At 59.9% G+C, this 15547-nt stretch carries 15 protein-coding genes and 1 pseudogene; 9 read left to right on the top strand and 7 right to left on the bottom strand.

The annotated features are described in order from the left end of the window. Positions 1-148 precede the first annotated feature (148 nt). The gene (locus FH08_RS0134605) at positions 149-871 is read right to left on the bottom strand and encodes a 4'-phosphopantetheinyl transferase family protein (protein ID WP_031362720.1); all 723 of its coding nucleotides are present in this window, start codon (positions 869-871) and stop codon (positions 149-151) included. A gap of 386 nt (positions 872-1257) precedes the next feature. Between FH08_RS0134605 and FH08_RS0134600 the strand changes: the two genes are divergently transcribed. Next, positions 1258-2499 (top strand): glycosyltransferase family 4 protein, encoded by a 1242-nt coding sequence (locus FH08_RS0134600; RefSeq protein ID WP_031362719.1) that lies wholly within the window; start codon positions 1258-1260, stop codon positions 2497-2499. Positions 2500-2594: 95 nt separating this feature from the next. Here the strand turns inward: FH08_RS0134600 and FH08_RS0134595 are convergent, their stop codons facing one another. Both FH08_RS0134595 and thiD read right to left on the bottom strand, forming a co-directional pair. Beyond that, positions 2595-3416: a DUF72 domain-containing protein gene (locus tag FH08_RS0134595; RefSeq protein WP_051888751.1), complete on the bottom strand. Its 822-nt coding sequence runs from the start codon at positions 3414-3416 to the stop codon at positions 2595-2597. A gap of 25 nt (positions 3417-3441) precedes the next feature. Continuing rightward, the gene (gene thiD, locus FH08_RS0134590; protein WP_031362717.1) at positions 3442-4326 is read right to left on the bottom strand and encodes a bifunctional hydroxymethylpyrimidine kinase/phosphomethylpyrimidine kinase; all 885 of its coding nucleotides are present in this window, start codon (positions 4324-4326) and stop codon (positions 3442-3444) included. Between the two features lie 498 nt (positions 4327-4824). On the opposite strand from thiD, the gene FH08_RS0134580 reads away from it, so the two are divergent. Together FH08_RS0134580 and FH08_RS0134570 are read left to right on the top strand one after the other, a co-directional pair. Beyond that, positions 4825-4995 (top strand): rubredoxin, encoded by a 171-nt coding sequence (locus FH08_RS0134580; RefSeq protein ID WP_025527884.1) that lies wholly within the window; start codon positions 4825-4827, stop codon positions 4993-4995. 361 nt (positions 4996-5356) lie between these two features. Beyond that, the gene (locus FH08_RS0134570) at positions 5357-6715 is read left to right on the top strand and encodes a hypothetical protein (protein ID WP_031362715.1); all 1359 of its coding nucleotides are present in this window, start codon (positions 5357-5359) and stop codon (positions 6713-6715) included. A gap of 47 nt (positions 6716-6762) precedes the next feature. Here the strand turns inward: FH08_RS0134570 and FH08_RS0134565 are convergent, their stop codons facing one another. After that, positions 6763-8214, bottom strand: coding sequence for a cryptochrome/photolyase family protein (locus FH08_RS0134565; RefSeq protein WP_031362714.1), 1452 nt, complete (start codon positions 8212-8214; stop codon positions 6763-6765). 29 nt (positions 8215-8243) lie between these two features. On the opposite strand from FH08_RS0134565, the gene FH08_RS0134560 reads away from it, so the two are divergent. The 5 genes and pseudogenes from FH08_RS0134560 to FH08_RS0134540 form a co-directional block, all read left to right on the top strand. Continuing rightward, the gene (locus tag FH08_RS0134560) at positions 8244-8822 is read left to right on the top strand and encodes a YqgE/AlgH family protein (protein WP_031362713.1); all 579 of its coding nucleotides are present in this window, start codon (positions 8244-8246) and stop codon (positions 8820-8822) included. Further along, positions 8819-9289, top strand: coding sequence for a Holliday junction resolvase RuvX (ruvX, locus tag FH08_RS0134555; protein ID WP_031362712.1), 471 nt, complete (start codon positions 8819-8821; stop codon positions 9287-9289). Before FH08_RS0134560 ends, ruvX begins: the two co-directional genes overlap by 4 nt. Next, a complete protein-coding gene (pyrR, locus tag FH08_RS0134550) occupies positions 9276-9791 on the top strand; it encodes a bifunctional pyr operon transcriptional regulator/uracil phosphoribosyltransferase PyrR (protein ID WP_031362711.1) in 516 nt (171 codons plus the stop codon). The genes ruvX and pyrR overlap by 14 nt, the downstream gene beginning before the upstream one ends. Before the next feature lie 66 nt (positions 9792-9857). Beyond that, positions 9858-10889 carry an aspartate carbamoyltransferase catalytic subunit gene (locus FH08_RS0134545; protein WP_031362710.1) on the top strand — a complete coding sequence of 344 codons (1032 nt, stop codon included), beginning with the start codon at positions 9858-9860 and terminating at the stop codon, positions 10887-10889. A 4-nt stretch (positions 10890-10893) separates the two neighbouring features. Continuing rightward, a pseudogene (locus tag FH08_RS0134540) lies at positions 10894-12162 on the top strand (dihydroorotase); the annotation flags it as partial. Between the two features lie 12 nt (positions 12163-12174). On the opposite strand, the gene FH08_RS0134535 reads toward FH08_RS0134540, so the two are convergent. Together FH08_RS0134535 and FH08_RS50800 are read right to left on the bottom strand one after the other, a co-directional pair. Beyond that, a complete protein-coding gene (locus FH08_RS0134535) occupies positions 12175-13224 on the bottom strand; it encodes an RNA-guided endonuclease InsQ/TnpB family protein (RefSeq protein ID WP_031362708.1) in 1050 nt (349 codons plus the stop codon). Next, a complete protein-coding gene (locus FH08_RS50800) occupies positions 13221-13352 on the bottom strand; it encodes a CopG family transcriptional regulator (protein WP_075583414.1) in 132 nt (43 codons plus the stop codon). The genes FH08_RS0134535 and FH08_RS50800 overlap by 4 nt, the downstream gene beginning before the upstream one ends. 126 nt (positions 13353-13478) lie before the next feature. Here FH08_RS50800 and FH08_RS0134520 point away from each other — a divergent pair, with 126 nt between their 5' ends. Beyond that, a complete protein-coding gene (locus FH08_RS0134520; protein WP_035568206.1) occupies positions 13479-14288 on the top strand; it encodes a lysophospholipid acyltransferase family protein in 810 nt (269 codons plus the stop codon). A gap of 4 nt (positions 14289-14292) precedes the next feature. Here the strand turns inward: FH08_RS0134520 and FH08_RS0134515 are convergent, their stop codons facing one another. Then, positions 14293-15147 carry a symmetrical bis(5'-nucleosyl)-tetraphosphatase gene (locus FH08_RS0134515; protein WP_031362706.1) on the bottom strand — a complete coding sequence of 285 codons (855 nt, stop codon included), beginning with the start codon at positions 15145-15147 and terminating at the stop codon, positions 14293-14295. Positions 15148-15547: the final 400 nt, after the last annotated feature.

The following is a 15547-nucleotide window of genomic DNA, read 5'->3' as shown; positions in this document are numbered from 1 at the left end:
GCTTCGAGGGGATGGGTAAACGATTGGTTTTCGGCGCTGCGCGCGACGCAACCGCGTCAGGCCGATCAGGTTTGTTCCGGCATTGCGTGAGAATTCGCTCGTCCAGGTTTCTCGCCGGAGGCCGTTTCTCTGGTGAAGACGCCGTCGGTCAATTCATTTCGACAATCGACCAGTCCGTGCGTCGGGCCGCTACCGCTCCCGCACAGCTCGAGGTCGAGGTCGGACTGGATGAGAGGGCGCAAATGCGCCAATGCCTTGCTTCCTCCGCTTCTCCGCCGACAAAGCGAGGTGTCGTGTCACCGCGGATGGAAAGATCGAACTCGAAATGGGTGGGGGGCAGGATAAAGCCGGTGCCGAGCGCTTTCAAGCAGGCTTCTTTGCGCGCCCAGCTTTCAAAGAAGACTTCTTGTCGTTCTCTATCCGGCAACGCGGTGAATTGCGCGCGCTCCTGAACGGAGAATACTTCGAGCGGCATACCCTCCTCGATCGGGCGGACTTTTTCCACGTCGATGCCGACCTCGAAACCGTTCGAGATTGCGAGAGCCGCCGCACTCTCGCTGTGGCTGAGGTTGAAGCAGATATTGCATTCAGGAGGTTGAATCGTGCAGAAAGGTTTGCCATCCGAACCATAGTCAAGGGCGACTTCCTTCGGTGTTAACCCGAGATAGCGGCTGAGGAGCCGCCTGAGTTCACCTCGTCCCGCTACGAAGCGACGGCGATGCCGTTCGAAGCGGAATTTGTCGGCGCGCTCTCGCTCTTGCGTAGATAGTATTTCCCAGTACCGATCAAATTCGCCACTGCAGTCATCGAGATCCCACTGCCAGACATGCACTTCGTGCGCCGAGGGCGGAGTGAGGAGAGAAAAGATCATTGAATGCCTGGGTGCGACTGGTGGTGGGGCTTCTTGATTCTACAGGATCACTACTGGTCATCAAAAGCTGGGAGAGCGGTACTGTGCCGCAAGCGTTGCTGTCGATTGCGATTCCTGCGTACATACAGGTATAGGCGTCACTGCGCTATCGGCTTAGGATGGTTATCGACAGGGGACCTATCAGCCAAGTAATTCGTCACCCGCGGAATTTCTGGCGGCCCCGAACGTTTTATGTCGTTAACGCTAATCAGCGATCAGGGCTGCGGCGGTTCGCATGTGGGCCATCGAACAGTGCCGTCCTGCGCGCAGCGGTCTAATAATGCGGTGACGAATGGCTGAGAGGCGCACGTTGTCCGAATTCGATCCACAAACGAGCGTAAGAGCGAATGAAAATATTAATAGCCAATACCTTATACAGCCCCGATATGGTGGGGGGGGCGGAGATATCTACGCAAATACTTGCAGAGGGCTTGGTCGCGGCAGGCGCCGAAGTGTGCGTCGTCTGCGCAACAGGTACGGGCGTTGATCGTGTCAGCGAACTGAACGGCGTGAAGATTTATCGTCTGCGTCTTAATAATTTTTATTGGCCCCATAATTCAAACAAGCACTCGCGGATCATGAAGATGATCTGGCACGCGGTCGATGTCCATAACGTCCTTATGGCACTTAAATTAAAAAAGATCATTCAGCGGGAAAAGCCGGATATCGTCAGCACGAGCAATCTGGCATGCCTTTCCATCGGCATCTGGCGTATATCGAAGCGAGCCGGTGTGCCGATTGTTCACACCGCGCGCGACTACTATCTGATGTGCCCGTCATCGAAGATGCTGTCGCATAACAAATCATGCGAACGACAGTGCGGAGTCTGCGCGCGCTATACCGGACCGAAAAGAACCGCGTCACAGCGTGTCGATGCTGTTATTGGCGTGAGCCGGTTCGTGTTGCAGAAACATCTCGACAACGGATATTTCGCGAACGCCTCCACAACGGGAGTCATCAACGACTGCTATCTTCCGATGCAGAGCGACGTGCCGCCTGTGGTGTCGGACGTATTGCGCGAAGGCGCAGTTCGACTCGGCGTGCTTGGACGGGTATCCCCCGAGAAAGGCATAGAAGTGCTTCTCGACCAGTTGTGCCGTGACTCGTCGCTGAACAACTGGACCTTGTTGATTGCCGGCAGCGGTGACGCGGCCTACCTGGCTGCTTTGAAGAGCACTTATAACGATCCGCGCATCAGCTTTGTTGGCCATGTCGTGCCCGCGCAATTCCTTCAGAGCATCGACATTCTGGTTGTGCCGTCGAAGTGGAATGAGCCATTCGGCCGTGTCACGGTCGAGGCTTACTCGCAGGGTGTTCCCGTTGTTGGCTCAAACACCGGCGGCATCCCCGAGGTGATCGAGCCGAACTCACACCTGGTCTTCGACATTGATCAGCCGCATACGGTGATCGACAAGATCCACGAGGCTGTCCGGCTATTGAAAGATCCTCAGACACCAACGCGTTTGCGCGACTACGCGGAATCGTTTAGCCCGAAGGCCATGGTCGAGGCTTATCTGGAGGTGTATAAAAATGCACTGAAAGCGAGGCCGTATAGCGTTGCTGCAGCGCATCAAAAAGTCACGTCATAGTGCGTATCAAAGCCTCTTGGTCTCTCGTTATTAAAAGGCCTTGGTTAAACGGTCATCGAGAGACACGCTCGGCGGTCTAAGCGTGTAAACACGCCCTACACGCCAGCATCGGCTTTCTCTTTCTCGGAGAGGCGTTTCGGACGCGGGTTCAACGCGCGCCGGCTTTTCACACGCAACGCGTTGAACTGGGCATGGCCGGCAGCGGTGTTATCGAAAATGCACCAGACTTCGTGCGCTTTTTTCGCCCGGTCATGCAGCGTAAGCGCGAGGGCATCGAGGTAGGGAAATTCATATGACGACTGGTACATCTCCGGCGAGCCATGCAGCCGGAAATACACCAGCGACGTATCTGCCCGGTGCGCGATGAAACAGTCATCGGGTTGGGGATCAGCATCGACGTACGCGATCTTTTTCGACTTCAGCAAGGTGGCCGCGCTTTTCGTGAACCAGCTCTCGTGCCGTGCTTCCAGCGCAATCGGAATGTGCGTGCGTTCGCGCATCAATGTAAAAAAACTTTCTGCCGCGGCCGGATCGAATGCGAGGCTCGGCGGCAATTGCACCAGCCAGCAACCGAGTGTGTCGCCGAGTTGTGTCGCGGATTCGAGGAAGGCATCGAGCAGCGGCTCGCAATTGACCAGGCGCGCGTCGTGCGTAATGGCCTTTGGGATCTTCACGGAAAAGCGAAACGAGCTGGGCACGCTGTCGCGCCAGCGTGCATACGTTTCCGCCCGATGCGGCCGGTAAAAGCTGGAGTTGATTTCGACGCAGGTCAACACCTGCGAATAACGGGCGAGGTGAGTACCCTCGCCGGGGAAGTGTTCCGCGACCGCGTCCGTAAGACCCCAGCCAGCGCAGCCGATCCGTACGGGGCCGGAACTGTGCTTGAGTGGGGGGAGCGATGGTTTGCGCAGCGGCATGGGTGAGTCTCGCTCCAGGAAAATATCAGTGGCGGGCTTCGCCCGGTGTAACGGGTGGTGCATCTGCTTGTGTATCTATGACCACGGGCGGTGTTTCGTCGTCGTCATCGTTCGACCGCGCCCAGAAAAATCGATCCGGCAAATACGCGCCCATGCCGGGCCTGAAGGCTGCGCGGGTCGCCTGGAACACATATTCCTGAGCTTCGCGCGCGGCTTCCGCGGGTTCCTGTCCGTTGGCCAGCAACGCGGCGATGGCGGACCCGAGCGTGTCGGTAATGCCCATCATGCGGTGCTCGGTCCGGTCCCACGTGTCCTGCCGGATCTGGCCTTCCTCGCTGTAAAGCGTGTTCACATGCCGGTGCGTGCCCGTTTCCGTCGCCAGGATGTACTCGCAGCCCTGCGACAGCAAATGCGAGATCGCGGCGTCGAGCGTGGGCGCTTCGGCGTCGCCATCGGGCTGTGCGAGCTGCAGGAGCGTGGCGTGATCGGCGACAAGCATGGTGGTTTGCGGCACCAGCAAATCCGCGATCGATTCGCGCAATTCGTCCGCCGCCAGCACGTGCTCGTCGTCGAGCGTGAAGTCGGGCGCGAGGATCAGCGGCACGTCGTCGTAGTCGGCGACCACTTCTGCAATTGCACTCACCACTTCCGCGCGCGTCGCCGCGCCGATTTTGAAGGCCGCTACAGGCATATCTTCCAGCAACATGCGGGCCTGAGTGCCGACGGTGTCAGGGTCGAGGCCGGTGACTTCATCGCAGGTCGCCGAGTCGCGCACGGTGTAGCCGGTCAGGACGGTGAGCCCGTGACAGCCCATGCTGGCAAGTGTCAGCAGGTCTGCCTGCAGGCCGGAGCCGCCCGTGGGATCGGACAGGCCAAAGGTTAGAACAATAGGAGGGGTGTCGCTGGGCATCGGATTATTCGTGTGTTCGATCTATCGGCTATTCAAGCGGCCGGACAAGGAGTCGGCGCAAACGGCACGATTATGCGGCCTAAAGTCGCGCGGACACATGAGATGGGCTTTTTTTCGCACCAAAACCGGGTGAAACAGTGCGCGGGAAGCAATGCAACGAGGGACCGATACTTGCTGGAAGGGCGTTGCGCGCCGTGTAACGCTCAATGGCGGGCCAGTGACGGTGCCGGCGATGGCGCCGACGGCGGGGCCAACGGCGGGGCCAACGAAAGCCTGACGAAACCCGAAAGCCGTCCGAATTTCGTCCGAATTTCGGCCGATTCCCGGCCGATTCCCGGCCGATTCCCGGCCGATTCCCGGCCGATTCCCGGCCGATTCCCGGCCGATTCCCGGCCGATTCCCGGCCGATCGGCCGACGCTGCTGCATTGCTAGGCATCGCGCCGCCAAACCGGTACCATCATGCACTCATTTAACCGATTGCCCGACGCGACATAAGTATGGAATACAGAAGCTGGATGTGCCTGATTTGTGGCTGGATTTATGACGAGGAAGCGGGACTGCCCGAGGAAGGGATTGCGCCGGGCACTCGCTGGGAAGACGTTCCAATCAACTGGACGTGTCCGGAATGCGGCGCGCGCAAGGAAGACTTCGAAATGGTCCAGATCTGAGCAAAGGCTCGGATGTCGTGCAGGAAAAACCGCGCCGCATGGATGGGATGCCTTCATGCGGCGCGCCTTTGTTTACGCATGGGAACATGACATGCGCTTCGCATGATGCGTCGTGGTTCGCTTTGTGGTTCGCGGCGCGCATGATGGTCAGATAGACCACAATCAGATCCGTGAGCAGGAACGTTCGGCCAGCGAGTTGGCTCGACTCGACTCTTCGGGCGTGTGTCCGGGTTGTATCGCCAGAGGGGATGCGGCGGCATGCATCGGCATGCATCGGCAGATCCTGGCGAAAACGTGCCCGGGTTCGATCAAGATCCATCCGATGCACGGCTTAACGCCAGCGTCGGCTCGTGAGCGTTCCATGACAACACAATCCGGCTTGAGCAACACGTTCCAGGCATTGCCCAACCCGCGCGGGGGCGCCGTGCGGATTGCGGAGATGGCGCTGACCGACGCGCTGCACGCATTCATGCGCGACGGCGACACGCTCGGGGTCCTGCGTCGCGGGATTGGTGCGTTGCACTCGGCGGGCTGGCTGCCGGCGCAGCGTTTTGGCGAGACCCTGGTGCTGGTGTCACCGCTTGCCAGCCTGACCGACAAAAATCGCAACCAGTTCGCCGAGGCGCTGCGTGATTTCAGCGCGGCCGTGGAGCGCCGCAATCTGCGCGAGCTTGCCTGTTCCACGCTGCTGTTCGAGCATTATCGCGGGCTGCATGCGCTGATGGCCGCACATACCCGTGCCGCGCCCGTTTCCTTCGATGACCTCGCGCTCGCCGGCCGCGCCATTGCGCCGGCTACGCTGCGTTCCATTTCCCCTGAGCGCCTTGCTCGCGTGCGGGCACACTACGAACGTGCGTTGCTGATGCTGCTGCGTTTGAAGGCCGGCGAGTTGCGGGGAGAGGCGGAAATCGTCTCTATCCTGGACGCCTGTCTGGCCGATCTCGCCGGTCCCGATCCCTACGATTTCTGGCGTCTGGCGGGCGCGGTGGTCGAGGCATTGCGTTTGCAGCCCGATCCCGACACCGCTGCTGACGCGCATCGCCTGTACGCTCGCTTCAATCTGGTTCTCGCCGATCAGGCGCACGGTTTGTCGCATGCGCCCAAGTCGCTGGTGCGCGCCGCGCTGGCGCTGCTGTGGCGCGACTACGCGTTATACGGCGCGTCGGCGGAGGATTCCGTCCAGGTCGATGTGTTGCGCGATTACGGCTTGACCGTGGACTGGCACATTGCTGCGTCGCAGGAGTCCGAGGACGCGTGGGAGCGCAATGCGGAGCAGGCGCGTGATGCCTCCACTCGCGATCTGGGCGTATTGCGCGTGAACGCGGTTGCGTACGAGGACTTCCTGACGAGCGCCGAGCCGGCTATTGGCGCGTTGATCGAGCATGGGATCTCGGCGCGGGAGGCTAGCCTTATTGACGTACCCGCTGCGCTCAAGGCTGCTGACGCGGCGTATCGGCTGGGCGCGGCGGCGTGTGCGCTAGGTCTTGGTCATGTCGCGTTGCTTGCCGACACGCTCGGGCTTGCGTGGCGGCGGATTGCTTATGAGGCACAGACAACGCCGGTGGGCTCGCCGCTCGACGCCGCGATTCCCGAGAAGGCCGCTCAGGCGCTTGGCGCAATGTTGCATCAGGCTGCGGCGGGGATTGCGCCTTCAGAGCACGGGTCGTCTGTTGCGGCGCTGACCGCAATGATCGAAAGGGGCATGGCGGTCGCGCGATAGGTTTGTTTCCGTTCGCGCTTACCGGCAGGAACCTCGCTTAAATTGCGCTACTTGATTGCGGCATACCGCGCGAGTGTGACTTTGCGCGCCGCATCGTGATCGACGACCGGCATGGGGTATTCAGCGCCCAGCGAAATCTTCGCGGCCTTCAATGCATCCGGTTTCGCTTTCCACGGCGCATGGATGTCCTTATCCGACAACGCGGCGAGTTCCGGCACGTAATGTCGGATGAACTTGCCGTGGGTATCGAATTTCTCCGACTGCGTGATCGGATTGAAAATGCGGAAATACGGCTGTGCGTCGCAGCCGCTCGACGACGCCCACTGCCACCCGCCATTATTCGATGACAGCTCGAAGTCGTTCAGCAGGGACTCGAAATGCTGCTCGCCCCGCCGCCAGTCAAGCCCGAGATCCTTCGTGAGAAAACTCGCCACGACCATCCGCAAGCGGTTATGCATATAACCCGACTGATTGATCTGGCGCATGGCGGCATCGACTAGCGGATAGCCGGTCTGGCCTTCGCACCACGCGGCGAAATTGGCATCGGCGGCGTCGCCCGTTTCCCACTTGATACGGTCATATTCCGGCTTGAACGCCTTGTGGTCGCCCGGCACGCCAACATACGGAAAATGGTGCAGCACCGAAAAATAAAAGTCGCGCCAGACCAGTTCGGACAGCCACGTTTCCGCGCCTCGATTGCCGTGGCGCTGAGCGTCGTGCGCGGTGCGGGCTAACGCGCGAATCGAAATGGTGCCGTGCCGCAGATGGACGCTGAGATAGCTCGGACCTTTGACGGACGGGAAGTCGCGGGTCCGGTCGTAATCGGCCATGCGGTCGATGAAGTCATCGAAGAGCTGGTACGCGCCGCTCGATCCTGCCGGCAACGCGGGCGCGTGCGCAGCGCTGAATCCAAGTGCCTCCAGCGATGGAATGCCGTGCTTCACGCCAGCCGGCGGCGGCGCCAAAGCATCGAGATTGTCCTCCGACGCATACGGCTTCAACGCGTCCGGCGTAAGCGATGCCAGCCAGTTGCGCTTATAGGGCGTGAACACGGTGTACGGTTTACCCGCGCCCGTCAGCACGTCGTCCTGATGAAAAATCACCTGGTCTTTGAACGTGAAAAACGCCACGTCCGCGCTGGCCAGTTTTTTGCCGATATCCTCGTCTCGCGCTTTCGCAGAGGGCTCGTAATCGCGATTGGTGAACACCGCATCAACGCCGCATTCGCGGGCCAGCGCCGGAATCTCGTGCGACGGCACACCGTGCCGCACCATCAGTCCACCGCCCGCGTCGCGCAGGGTTTTATCGAGTTCGATCAGGCTGGCATGAATAAACGGCACGCGCCGATCGTTTTGAGGGAGGGGCGAGAGAATTTCGCTGTCGAAAATGAACGCGCACAGCACCCGGCGGCAGCGTGTTAGTGCGTGATAAAGTGCAGCATGGTCTGCTACGCGCAGGTCTCGTCGAAACCAGACTAGTCCCAGATCAAAGTCGGCCATCAAGCAGTGCCTTTGAAAAAATTTGAATTATGTCCAAGACTTCCGATCGCATCAATTTGACCAATCAGTTCCTGATCGCCATGCCTAACATGGCCGATCCCACGTTCTCGGGGACTGTAGTCTACCTTTGCGATCACAGCGAGCGCGGTGCGCTCGGCCTGGTGATCAACCGGCCGACCGACATCGACCTCCAATCGCTTTTCAATCGCATCGACCTGAAACTCGAGATCGAGCCGCTCGTGCATTTGCCTGTTTATTTCGGCGGCCCGGTGCAGACCGAACGCGGCTTCGTGCTGCACGATCCGGCCGACGGCGATGTCTATACATCGTCCATGAGCGTTCCCGGCGGCCTTGCCATGACCACGTCGAAAGACGTGCTCGAAGCGGTTGCGAGCGGCAAGGGCCCAGCACGGTTCCTGCTCACGCTCGGCCATGCCGGCTGGGGCGCGGGGCAACTCGAGGAAGAAATCGCCAAGAACGGCTGGCTGACCGTGGAAGCCGATCCGCGCATCGTCTTCGACGTGCCCGCTGAAGACAAGTTGCAAGCGGCGTTGTCGCTGCTTGGCGTGTCGCTGTCCATGCTGTCGGGCGAAGCGGGCCACGCATGACGGGTGACGGCCGCCCTGACACCCGCGCCGAAGCCACGCTGCTCGCCTTCGATTACGGCGAGAAACGCATTGGCGTCGCGGTCGGCAATACATTGACCGGACACGCCCGGGCGCTGACGGTGTTTGAAAACCGCAGCCGTGAATATCGTTTCGAAATGGCGGGTCAATTAATTGCCGAATGGAAACCCATGACGGTAATTGTCGGGCTGCCGATGCATCCCGACGGCACGCCGCACGAAATGACCCAACTGGCCACGCGCTTCGGCAACCAGCTCAATGGTCGCTTCAGCGTGTCGGTGACCTGGGTGGACGAGCGGTATTCATCGGTGGAAGCGAAGGCCGAAATGAAGCGCAACGGCGTGAAGATGAATGCAAAGGGCCGTTACGACGATATCGACGCCGAAGCCGCGCGCGTCATTCTCCAACAGTATCTAGACGGACTTGATAACAACCATGAGTTCCATTGACGCCGAGGCGCTGTATCGCGAGTTGCTGGGTCTGATTCGCGCGGCTTATGGCGAGTCGCTGACGCAAGCCGGCGCTCCGGTGCTCGCCGGTATTTATAGCGGTGGCGTGTGGCTCGCTGAACGGCTGGCCAAAGACCTGAACGTGGCCGAATTCGGCGTGGTGAACGTGTCGTTGCATCGCGACGATTACGCCAAAAAAGGCCTGCACAGCCAGGCCAGCCCGACCTCGTTGCCGTTCGAAGTCGACAATCGAAAAATCCTGCTGATCGACGACGTGCTCTCAACAGGTCGGACCGTGCGTGCAGCCGTCAACGAGCTTTATGACTTCGGCCGACCGGCCTCCGTGGAACTGGCCGTGCTCGCCGATCGCGGCGGCCGCGAGTTGCCCATGGCGGCGCGTTTCACCGGCGGTGTAGTCGATGTACCCGCGAGCGCCAATCTCGTGCTCGCGCGGCGCGACGACGGCACGCTGGCGTTCACGACTGAAGCTCGCACGGATTAAAGCGCGCGTGTAAGAACAGCAGCGACGCCTCTCCCCCGACAAAAACACCGCACCATCAGGATCGACATGAACACGGCCACCCAGGGTTCTGCCGAAAGCAGCGTGCCGGACAGAAAACCGGCGTCTTCGCGCTACGGTTTTCTCAAAGGCAATCCGCAGCTCACGAAGAACGGCGAACTCAAGCATTTGCTCACCATAGAAGGACTTCCGCGCGCGATCGTCACGCATATTCTCGATACCGCCGAACAATTCGTCAGCGTGACGGATCGCGAGATCAAGAAAGTGCCGCTGCTGCGTGGCAAGTCAGTCTTCAACCTGTTCTTCGAGAACTCCACGCGCACCCGGACCACGTTCGAGATCGCCGCGAAGCGACTCTCGGCGGACGTCATCAACCTGAATATCAATGCATCGTCCACGAGCAAGGGCGAGTCGCTGCTCGACACCATCAACAACCTCTCGGCCATGCACGCGGATATGTTCGTCGTGCGTCATGCGTCGAGCGGCGCGCCGTATCTGATTGCTGAACATTGCGCGCCGCATGTGCACGTGATCAATGCCGGCGATGGGCGTCATGCGCACCCGACGCAGGGTTTGCTCGACATGTACACCATCCGTCATTACAAGCGCGATTTCACGAATCTGCGCGTGGCTATTGTGGGTGACATTTTGCATTCGCGTGTCGCCCGTTCGGATATTCACGCGCTGACCACGCTGGGTGTGCCGGAAGTGCGCGCGATCGGTCCGCGCACCTTGCTGCCGGGCAATCTCAACGAGATGGGCGTGCACGTGTATCACAACCTCGACGAAGGGCTGAAGGGTGTCGATGTGATCATCATGCTGCGCTTGCAGAACGAACGCATGAGCGGGGCGTTACTGCCGTCGGCGCAAGAGTATTTCAAGTCCTGGGGACTCACGCCGGAGCGTCTTGCGCTGGCTGCGCCCGACGCTATCGTGATGCATCCCGGACCGATGAATCGCGGCGTGGAAATCGATTCGCAAGTGGCCGACGGCCCGCAATCGGTGATCCTCAACCAGGTCACATTCGGCATTGCCGTGCGGATGGCGGTAATGGGCATCGTTGCCGGAAATCACGACTAACACCATGAAGATCCTTATAAAGGGCGGCACGCTCATTGACCCGGCTGCGGGCACCCAAACTCAGGCCGATGTGTTTATCGCGGCGGGGAAGATTGTCGCCATTGGCGATGCCCCCGCCGATTTTCACGCGGCGCGGGTGATCGATGCAAAAGGGTTGGCCCTTGCGCCGGGTTTTGTCGACTTGAGCGCGCGGTTGCGCGAGCCGGGGTTTGAACACAAGGCCACGCTCGAGTCCGAAATGGCGGCTGCGGCGGCAGGCGGCGTGACCAGTCTCGTCTGTCCGCCCGATACCGATCCCGTTCTCGATGAACCGGGTCTTGTTGAAATGCTCAAGTTCCGCGCGCAGAAGCTGCATCAGGCGCACGTGTATCCGCTCGGCGCGTTGACCGTGGGGCTCAAGGGCGAAGCGATCACCGAAATGGTCGAGTTGACCGAGTCGGGTTGTATTGGCTTCTCGCAAGCCGATACGCCGATTGTCAATACACGCACGCTGTTGCGCGCGCTGCAATATGCGACCACGTACGGGTATGCCGTGTGGCTGCGCCCGCAAGACTCGTATATGGCGAGCGGCGGCGTGGCGGCGAGTGGCGCGGTGGCGTCGCGCCTCGGCTTGTCGGGCGTGCCGGTGTCGGCGGAAACCATCGCTCTGCATACTATTTTCGAATTGGTGCGGGTGTCGGGCGCGCGAGTGCACTTGTCGCATTTGTCGTCGGCGGCGGGCGTGGCGCTGGTGCGTGAAGCGAAGGCCGAGGGCTTGCCTGTGACCTGCGACGTGACCATCAACCACGTGCATCTGACCGATATGGACATCGGTTATTTCAATTCGCAATTTCGTCTCGATCCGCCGTTGCGCTCGCAGCGTGACCGCGACGCGATTCGCGCGGGGCTGGCGGATGGCACCATCGATGCAATCTGCTCAGATCACACCCCGCTCGACGACGACGAAAAGCTGCTGCCTTTCGCCGAAGCGACGCCGGGCGCGACTGGGTTGGAACTGTTGCTGTCGCTGACGGTGAAATGGGCGCGGGAGACGGGGGTGCCGCTGGCGAAGGCGCTTACGCGCATCACGACGGCGCCGGCCGGCGTGCTCAAGCTGAACGCGGGGCGTATTGCCGTAGGTGAAACGGCTGATCTCTGTCTCTTCGATCCCGCCGCCGAATGGCTCGTCGAGCCCGCCAAGCTCAAGAGCCAGGGGCACAACTCGCCGTTCCTCGGTTATGAATTGCCGGCACGCGTACTGATGACCATCGTGTCGGGGCATATTGCCTTTGACATCCTCTCCGCCCTAATGGACGGGGATTCCCTCTGCAGGCGCTCGATGTCCCGAGCGGGCAAGGATATTTAATGCAGCATTCACATCACGATCATGGACCGCACTGCAATTACTGCACATCCAATGCCTTATTCCAAGCCCTGCGATACCTTTCGGCCGCGAGTTGGGCAATGTGCCGCAACTCGAGCAGGTTTGGGAGGTAAACCGTTCGCTCACTTCTTCGACCATAGCCCCGTGCGCAATCGCTTTGAACTTGAGCATGTCTCGGAAGGACGACCAAGCGGCATCGTTGACGGACTTCGCCATCTTGGTCTTGGCGAGTCCGCTGCTGTCGACGTTGCCAACAGCGATGTAATCAAACTCTCGCACGATGCGATGCGAGAGTTTGTGAAGAAAATCGGCACGTGCGTTTTTGACCTTCTTGTGAAGGTTCACGGCGAGGCGTTTTTTTCTAGCCCGTTGTGCCTTTGCAAGCCTTTCCTCAAGCTCGCGGAAGTGGCGCGGATTGGCGATTTTCTCGCCAGTAGAAAGCGTGGCGAAGTCTTTGAGGCCAAGATCAATGCCGACACCGGACTGAATGGATCGGGCCTGAGTGTCAGGAATTTCGATAACTATGTTCAAGAACCAGTTGCTACGAGAATCTTGCGCAAAGCACGTCCCGTCTTTGACCTTGCCATCAGGCAGGTCGCGGGAATTGAACACTCGAAAGGTGTTTCCAGCGAACCGAAAGGAGTCGCCCTTACGCTTCAGGTCACGGCCTTTCATCGGAACCCACCCAAGCGAACGCCTGCCTCGATATCGCAGAAACGGCCGCTTGAATTGTTGGCGCGACTTGCCGTATTGCTCGCAAACGGCATTGATCGTGCCGGAGTGGATGCCCAGCTCCTTACTGGATCCAGTCGTGAGGACATTCAAGTCAAAACCTGTCGGCCACTTCTTCCGCCACTTCAGTGCATGTTTCTGCGTGTCATTGCAAAAATTCCAGACGAAGTTCACCGCCCGCGCTTGCTTGTTAAGGAGTCCGCTGAGGGACTTCACACGGTAGCGATAGACCTTAATCATTTCTGGCGCTTCAGGTATTCGTCAATGGCGCGACGGATCAACTCGGCCACCGAAAGGCCCGTCTTTTCCGAGAGTTCCTTGAGCCGCTCGATGGTCGGCTCAGGGATAAAAGTGTGTGTGCGCTTCATGCACACACCATACCGAGCTCAAGCGCGGAATGCAATGCTCGCGCATCGCGCTCCTTGTACTCCCCGCCCTGAAGGGCGGCTTTTTCCCGGAGCAAGTCTGGTGAAGCACGCCGACAGGTTCTGACCATGTTCACTTTCCGCAAAGCACGGATTTTTGGGCATCTGCTTCACGGGATGTGGACTGTGGCCACGCGTTTTCCCAACGCGACGCCGCAGGTGCGCATGGAGCTGAATCGCCGCTGGTCGATTGAAATGTTGCGCCGTTGCGGGATGAAGCTTGTCGTGCACAACGATCAGGCGCGGCTCGATAGCGGCGCGCTCGTGGTCGGCAACCACGTGTCCTGGATCGATATCTACGTGGTCAACGCATGGCGGCCGACGCCGTTTGTCTCGAAGGCTGAGGTTCGCGGCTGGCCGCTGGTCGGCTGGCTCGCGCAGCAGCTCGACACGATCTTTCTTCAACGTGAAAAACGTAGCGATGCGAAACGCATCATGCATGAGCTGTCGGATCGGCTCGTGCGCGGTGAACTGATGTGCGTGTTTCCGGAAGGGACGACGTCGCTTGGGCACAACTTGCTGCCGTTTCACTCCAACATGTTTCAGGCTGCTGTGTCGGCGTCTCGTCCGGTGCAACCGATCTGCCTGATGTACGAAGATGCGAACGGACGGCAGTCGGAAGCACCGGCTTATATCGATGACATGACGCTCGCGTTCACGCTGAACGCCATGCTCCGCGATACGCCGCTCACAGCGCATCTTTACGTCTGCGATGCGATCGAGCCGGGTGCGGACCGGCGCGTGCTGGCTAAGCAAGCGCAAGCGGCGGTGGAGGGGGCGTTGCGGCGGATGCAGGCGGGGTTGAGGGCGCCGGTGGCGGTTGTTAGCGATGATGCGGGCGCGGTTGCCGAGTTCGAAGCGGTGGCGCCGCCGGATTGAACGTTCATTCCATCGTTGCGCGGCAGTTCGAGCATTCCACCTGCGTTACCGTGCGCTCGGCCGGACTGCTTGCCAACCGCACTGCCGTCAGCTCTGCGCCCCACACGCAGCCTGAATCAAGGCCGATGATGTTATCGCGGATGATCAGGCCGAGCGCAGCCCAATGGCCGAACACGACCGTGACATCCGCGGTACCGCGCGACGGCAGGTCGAACCAGGGCATGAAGCCTGGAGGCGCTGAATCCACACCTGCGCTTGACGAGAAATCCATCACGCCGTCGGCGGAACAGAAGCGCATGCGGGTCAACGCATTGCATACGAGGCGCAACCGGTCGCTGCCCTTGAGCTTGGGTTTCCATCGATTCGGCTCGTTGCCGTACAGGCTCGCCAGCGTCTCCTTCCAGTTCGGCGCACGCAGCGCCCGCTGGAATTCATCGGCTAGTTCCAGCGTCAATGCGACATCCCATTGCGGCAACACGCCCGCATGAACCATCAACATGCCCTGATCGAAATGCGCGATTGGACGATGCCGGATCCAGTCGAGAAGATCGGCGGCGTCGGGGGCGGTCAGGATGTCATCGATGGTGTCGCCTTTTTTTGACTTCCGAATTCCCGCTGATACGGACAGCAAGTGCAAGTCATGATTACCGAGGATAGTGACTGCGCGGTCCCCCAGGGCGATCAGGTCGCGCAACGTGCCAAGCGAGTCCGGACCGCGATTGATGATGTCACCCGCGAACCAGAGTGGCGTTGTTTCGCTCGGCGCGGCCTTGGTCAGCAGGCGCTGGAACTCTTGGCGGCAACCCTGGATATCACCGAAGGCGAGGGGAATTGGGTGTAGGGCAGGTGAAAGAAACATAAAGGAGGGCAATCGGCTACAAAAAAGATGGGTGGGCGCCACGCGGGCATTGCCGGCGAAGGGGCCGGCGGTATTCAGGCCTGCTCGGTGAGGCCTGCCTGAGAAGCGTCTGATCCATCGCGCATATTAACTGACAACCTTCGATATGGCTTCCAGCTTCCTGCGCCGCGGCTTGGCCGAGCTGCGGCGAACGGGCGCTTCGCCGTCCCTGGAGAGCTGAAAAACGCGATTTAACGCTGTCAACTAATTTTTTTGATATTGAATATTTTTTGACAACAAGGGGCCTGCGAAAACGCAAGATGTCTGTACGCAGTCATTTTTTATCGATTTTTCGTTCTTTACAATCGGACCCTCTGAACCGCTGGCCGCTCTTTGCGGGACGTGCCGCTGTCAAAGCCGA

Origin of the sequence: Caballeronia sordidicola (assembly GCF_000729995.1) — a bacterium.
Taxonomy (GTDB): Bacteria; Pseudomonadota; Gammaproteobacteria; order Burkholderiales; family Burkholderiaceae; genus Caballeronia; species Caballeronia sordidicola_A.
This window is presented reverse-complemented; position numbering and strand designations above follow the sequence as displayed.

Bases quoted from the DNA above. Each gene is read 5' to 3' on its own strand.
- FH08_RS0134605 (WP_031362720.1), bottom strand. From the start codon at position 871: ATGATCTTTTCTCTCCTCACTCCGCCCTCGGCGCACGAAGTGCATGTC.
- FH08_RS0134600 (WP_031362719.1), top strand. From the start codon at position 1,258: ATGAAAATATTAATAGCCAATACCTTATACAGCCCCGATATGGTGGGG.
- FH08_RS0134595 (WP_051888751.1), bottom strand. From the start codon at position 3,416: ATGCCGCTGCGCAAACCATCGCTCCCCCCACTCAAGCACAGTTCCGGC.
- thiD (WP_031362717.1), bottom strand. From the start codon at position 4,326: ATGCCCAGCGACACCCCTCCTATTGTTCTAACCTTTGGCCTGTCCGAT.
- FH08_RS0134580 (WP_025527884.1), top strand. From the start codon at position 4,825: ATGGAATACAGAAGCTGGATGTGCCTGATTTGTGGCTGGATTTATGAC.
- FH08_RS0134570 (WP_031362715.1), top strand. From the start codon at position 5,357: ATGACAACACAATCCGGCTTGAGCAACACGTTCCAGGCATTGCCCAAC.
- FH08_RS0134565 (WP_031362714.1), bottom strand. From the start codon at position 8,214: ATGGCCGACTTTGATCTGGGACTAGTCTGGTTTCGACGAGACCTGCGC.
- FH08_RS0134560 (WP_031362713.1), top strand. From the start codon at position 8,244: ATGTCCAAGACTTCCGATCGCATCAATTTGACCAATCAGTTCCTGATC.
- ruvX (WP_031362712.1), top strand. From the start codon at position 8,819: ATGACGGGTGACGGCCGCCCTGACACCCGCGCCGAAGCCACGCTGCTC.
- pyrR (WP_031362711.1), top strand. From the start codon at position 9,276: ATGAGTTCCATTGACGCCGAGGCGCTGTATCGCGAGTTGCTGGGTCTG.
- FH08_RS0134545 (WP_031362710.1), top strand. From the start codon at position 9,858: ATGAACACGGCCACCCAGGGTTCTGCCGAAAGCAGCGTGCCGGACAGA.
- FH08_RS0134535 (WP_031362708.1), bottom strand. From the start codon at position 13,224: ATGATTAAGGTCTATCGCTACCGTGTGAAGTCCCTCAGCGGACTCCTT.
- FH08_RS50800 (WP_075583414.1), bottom strand. From the start codon at position 13,352: ATGAAGCGCACACACACTTTTATCCCTGAGCCGACCATCGAGCGGCTC.
- FH08_RS0134520 (WP_035568206.1), top strand. From the start codon at position 13,479: ATGTTCACTTTCCGCAAAGCACGGATTTTTGGGCATCTGCTTCACGGG.
- FH08_RS0134515 (WP_031362706.1), bottom strand. From the start codon at position 15,147: ATGTTTCTTTCACCTGCCCTACACCCAATTCCCCTCGCCTTCGGTGAT.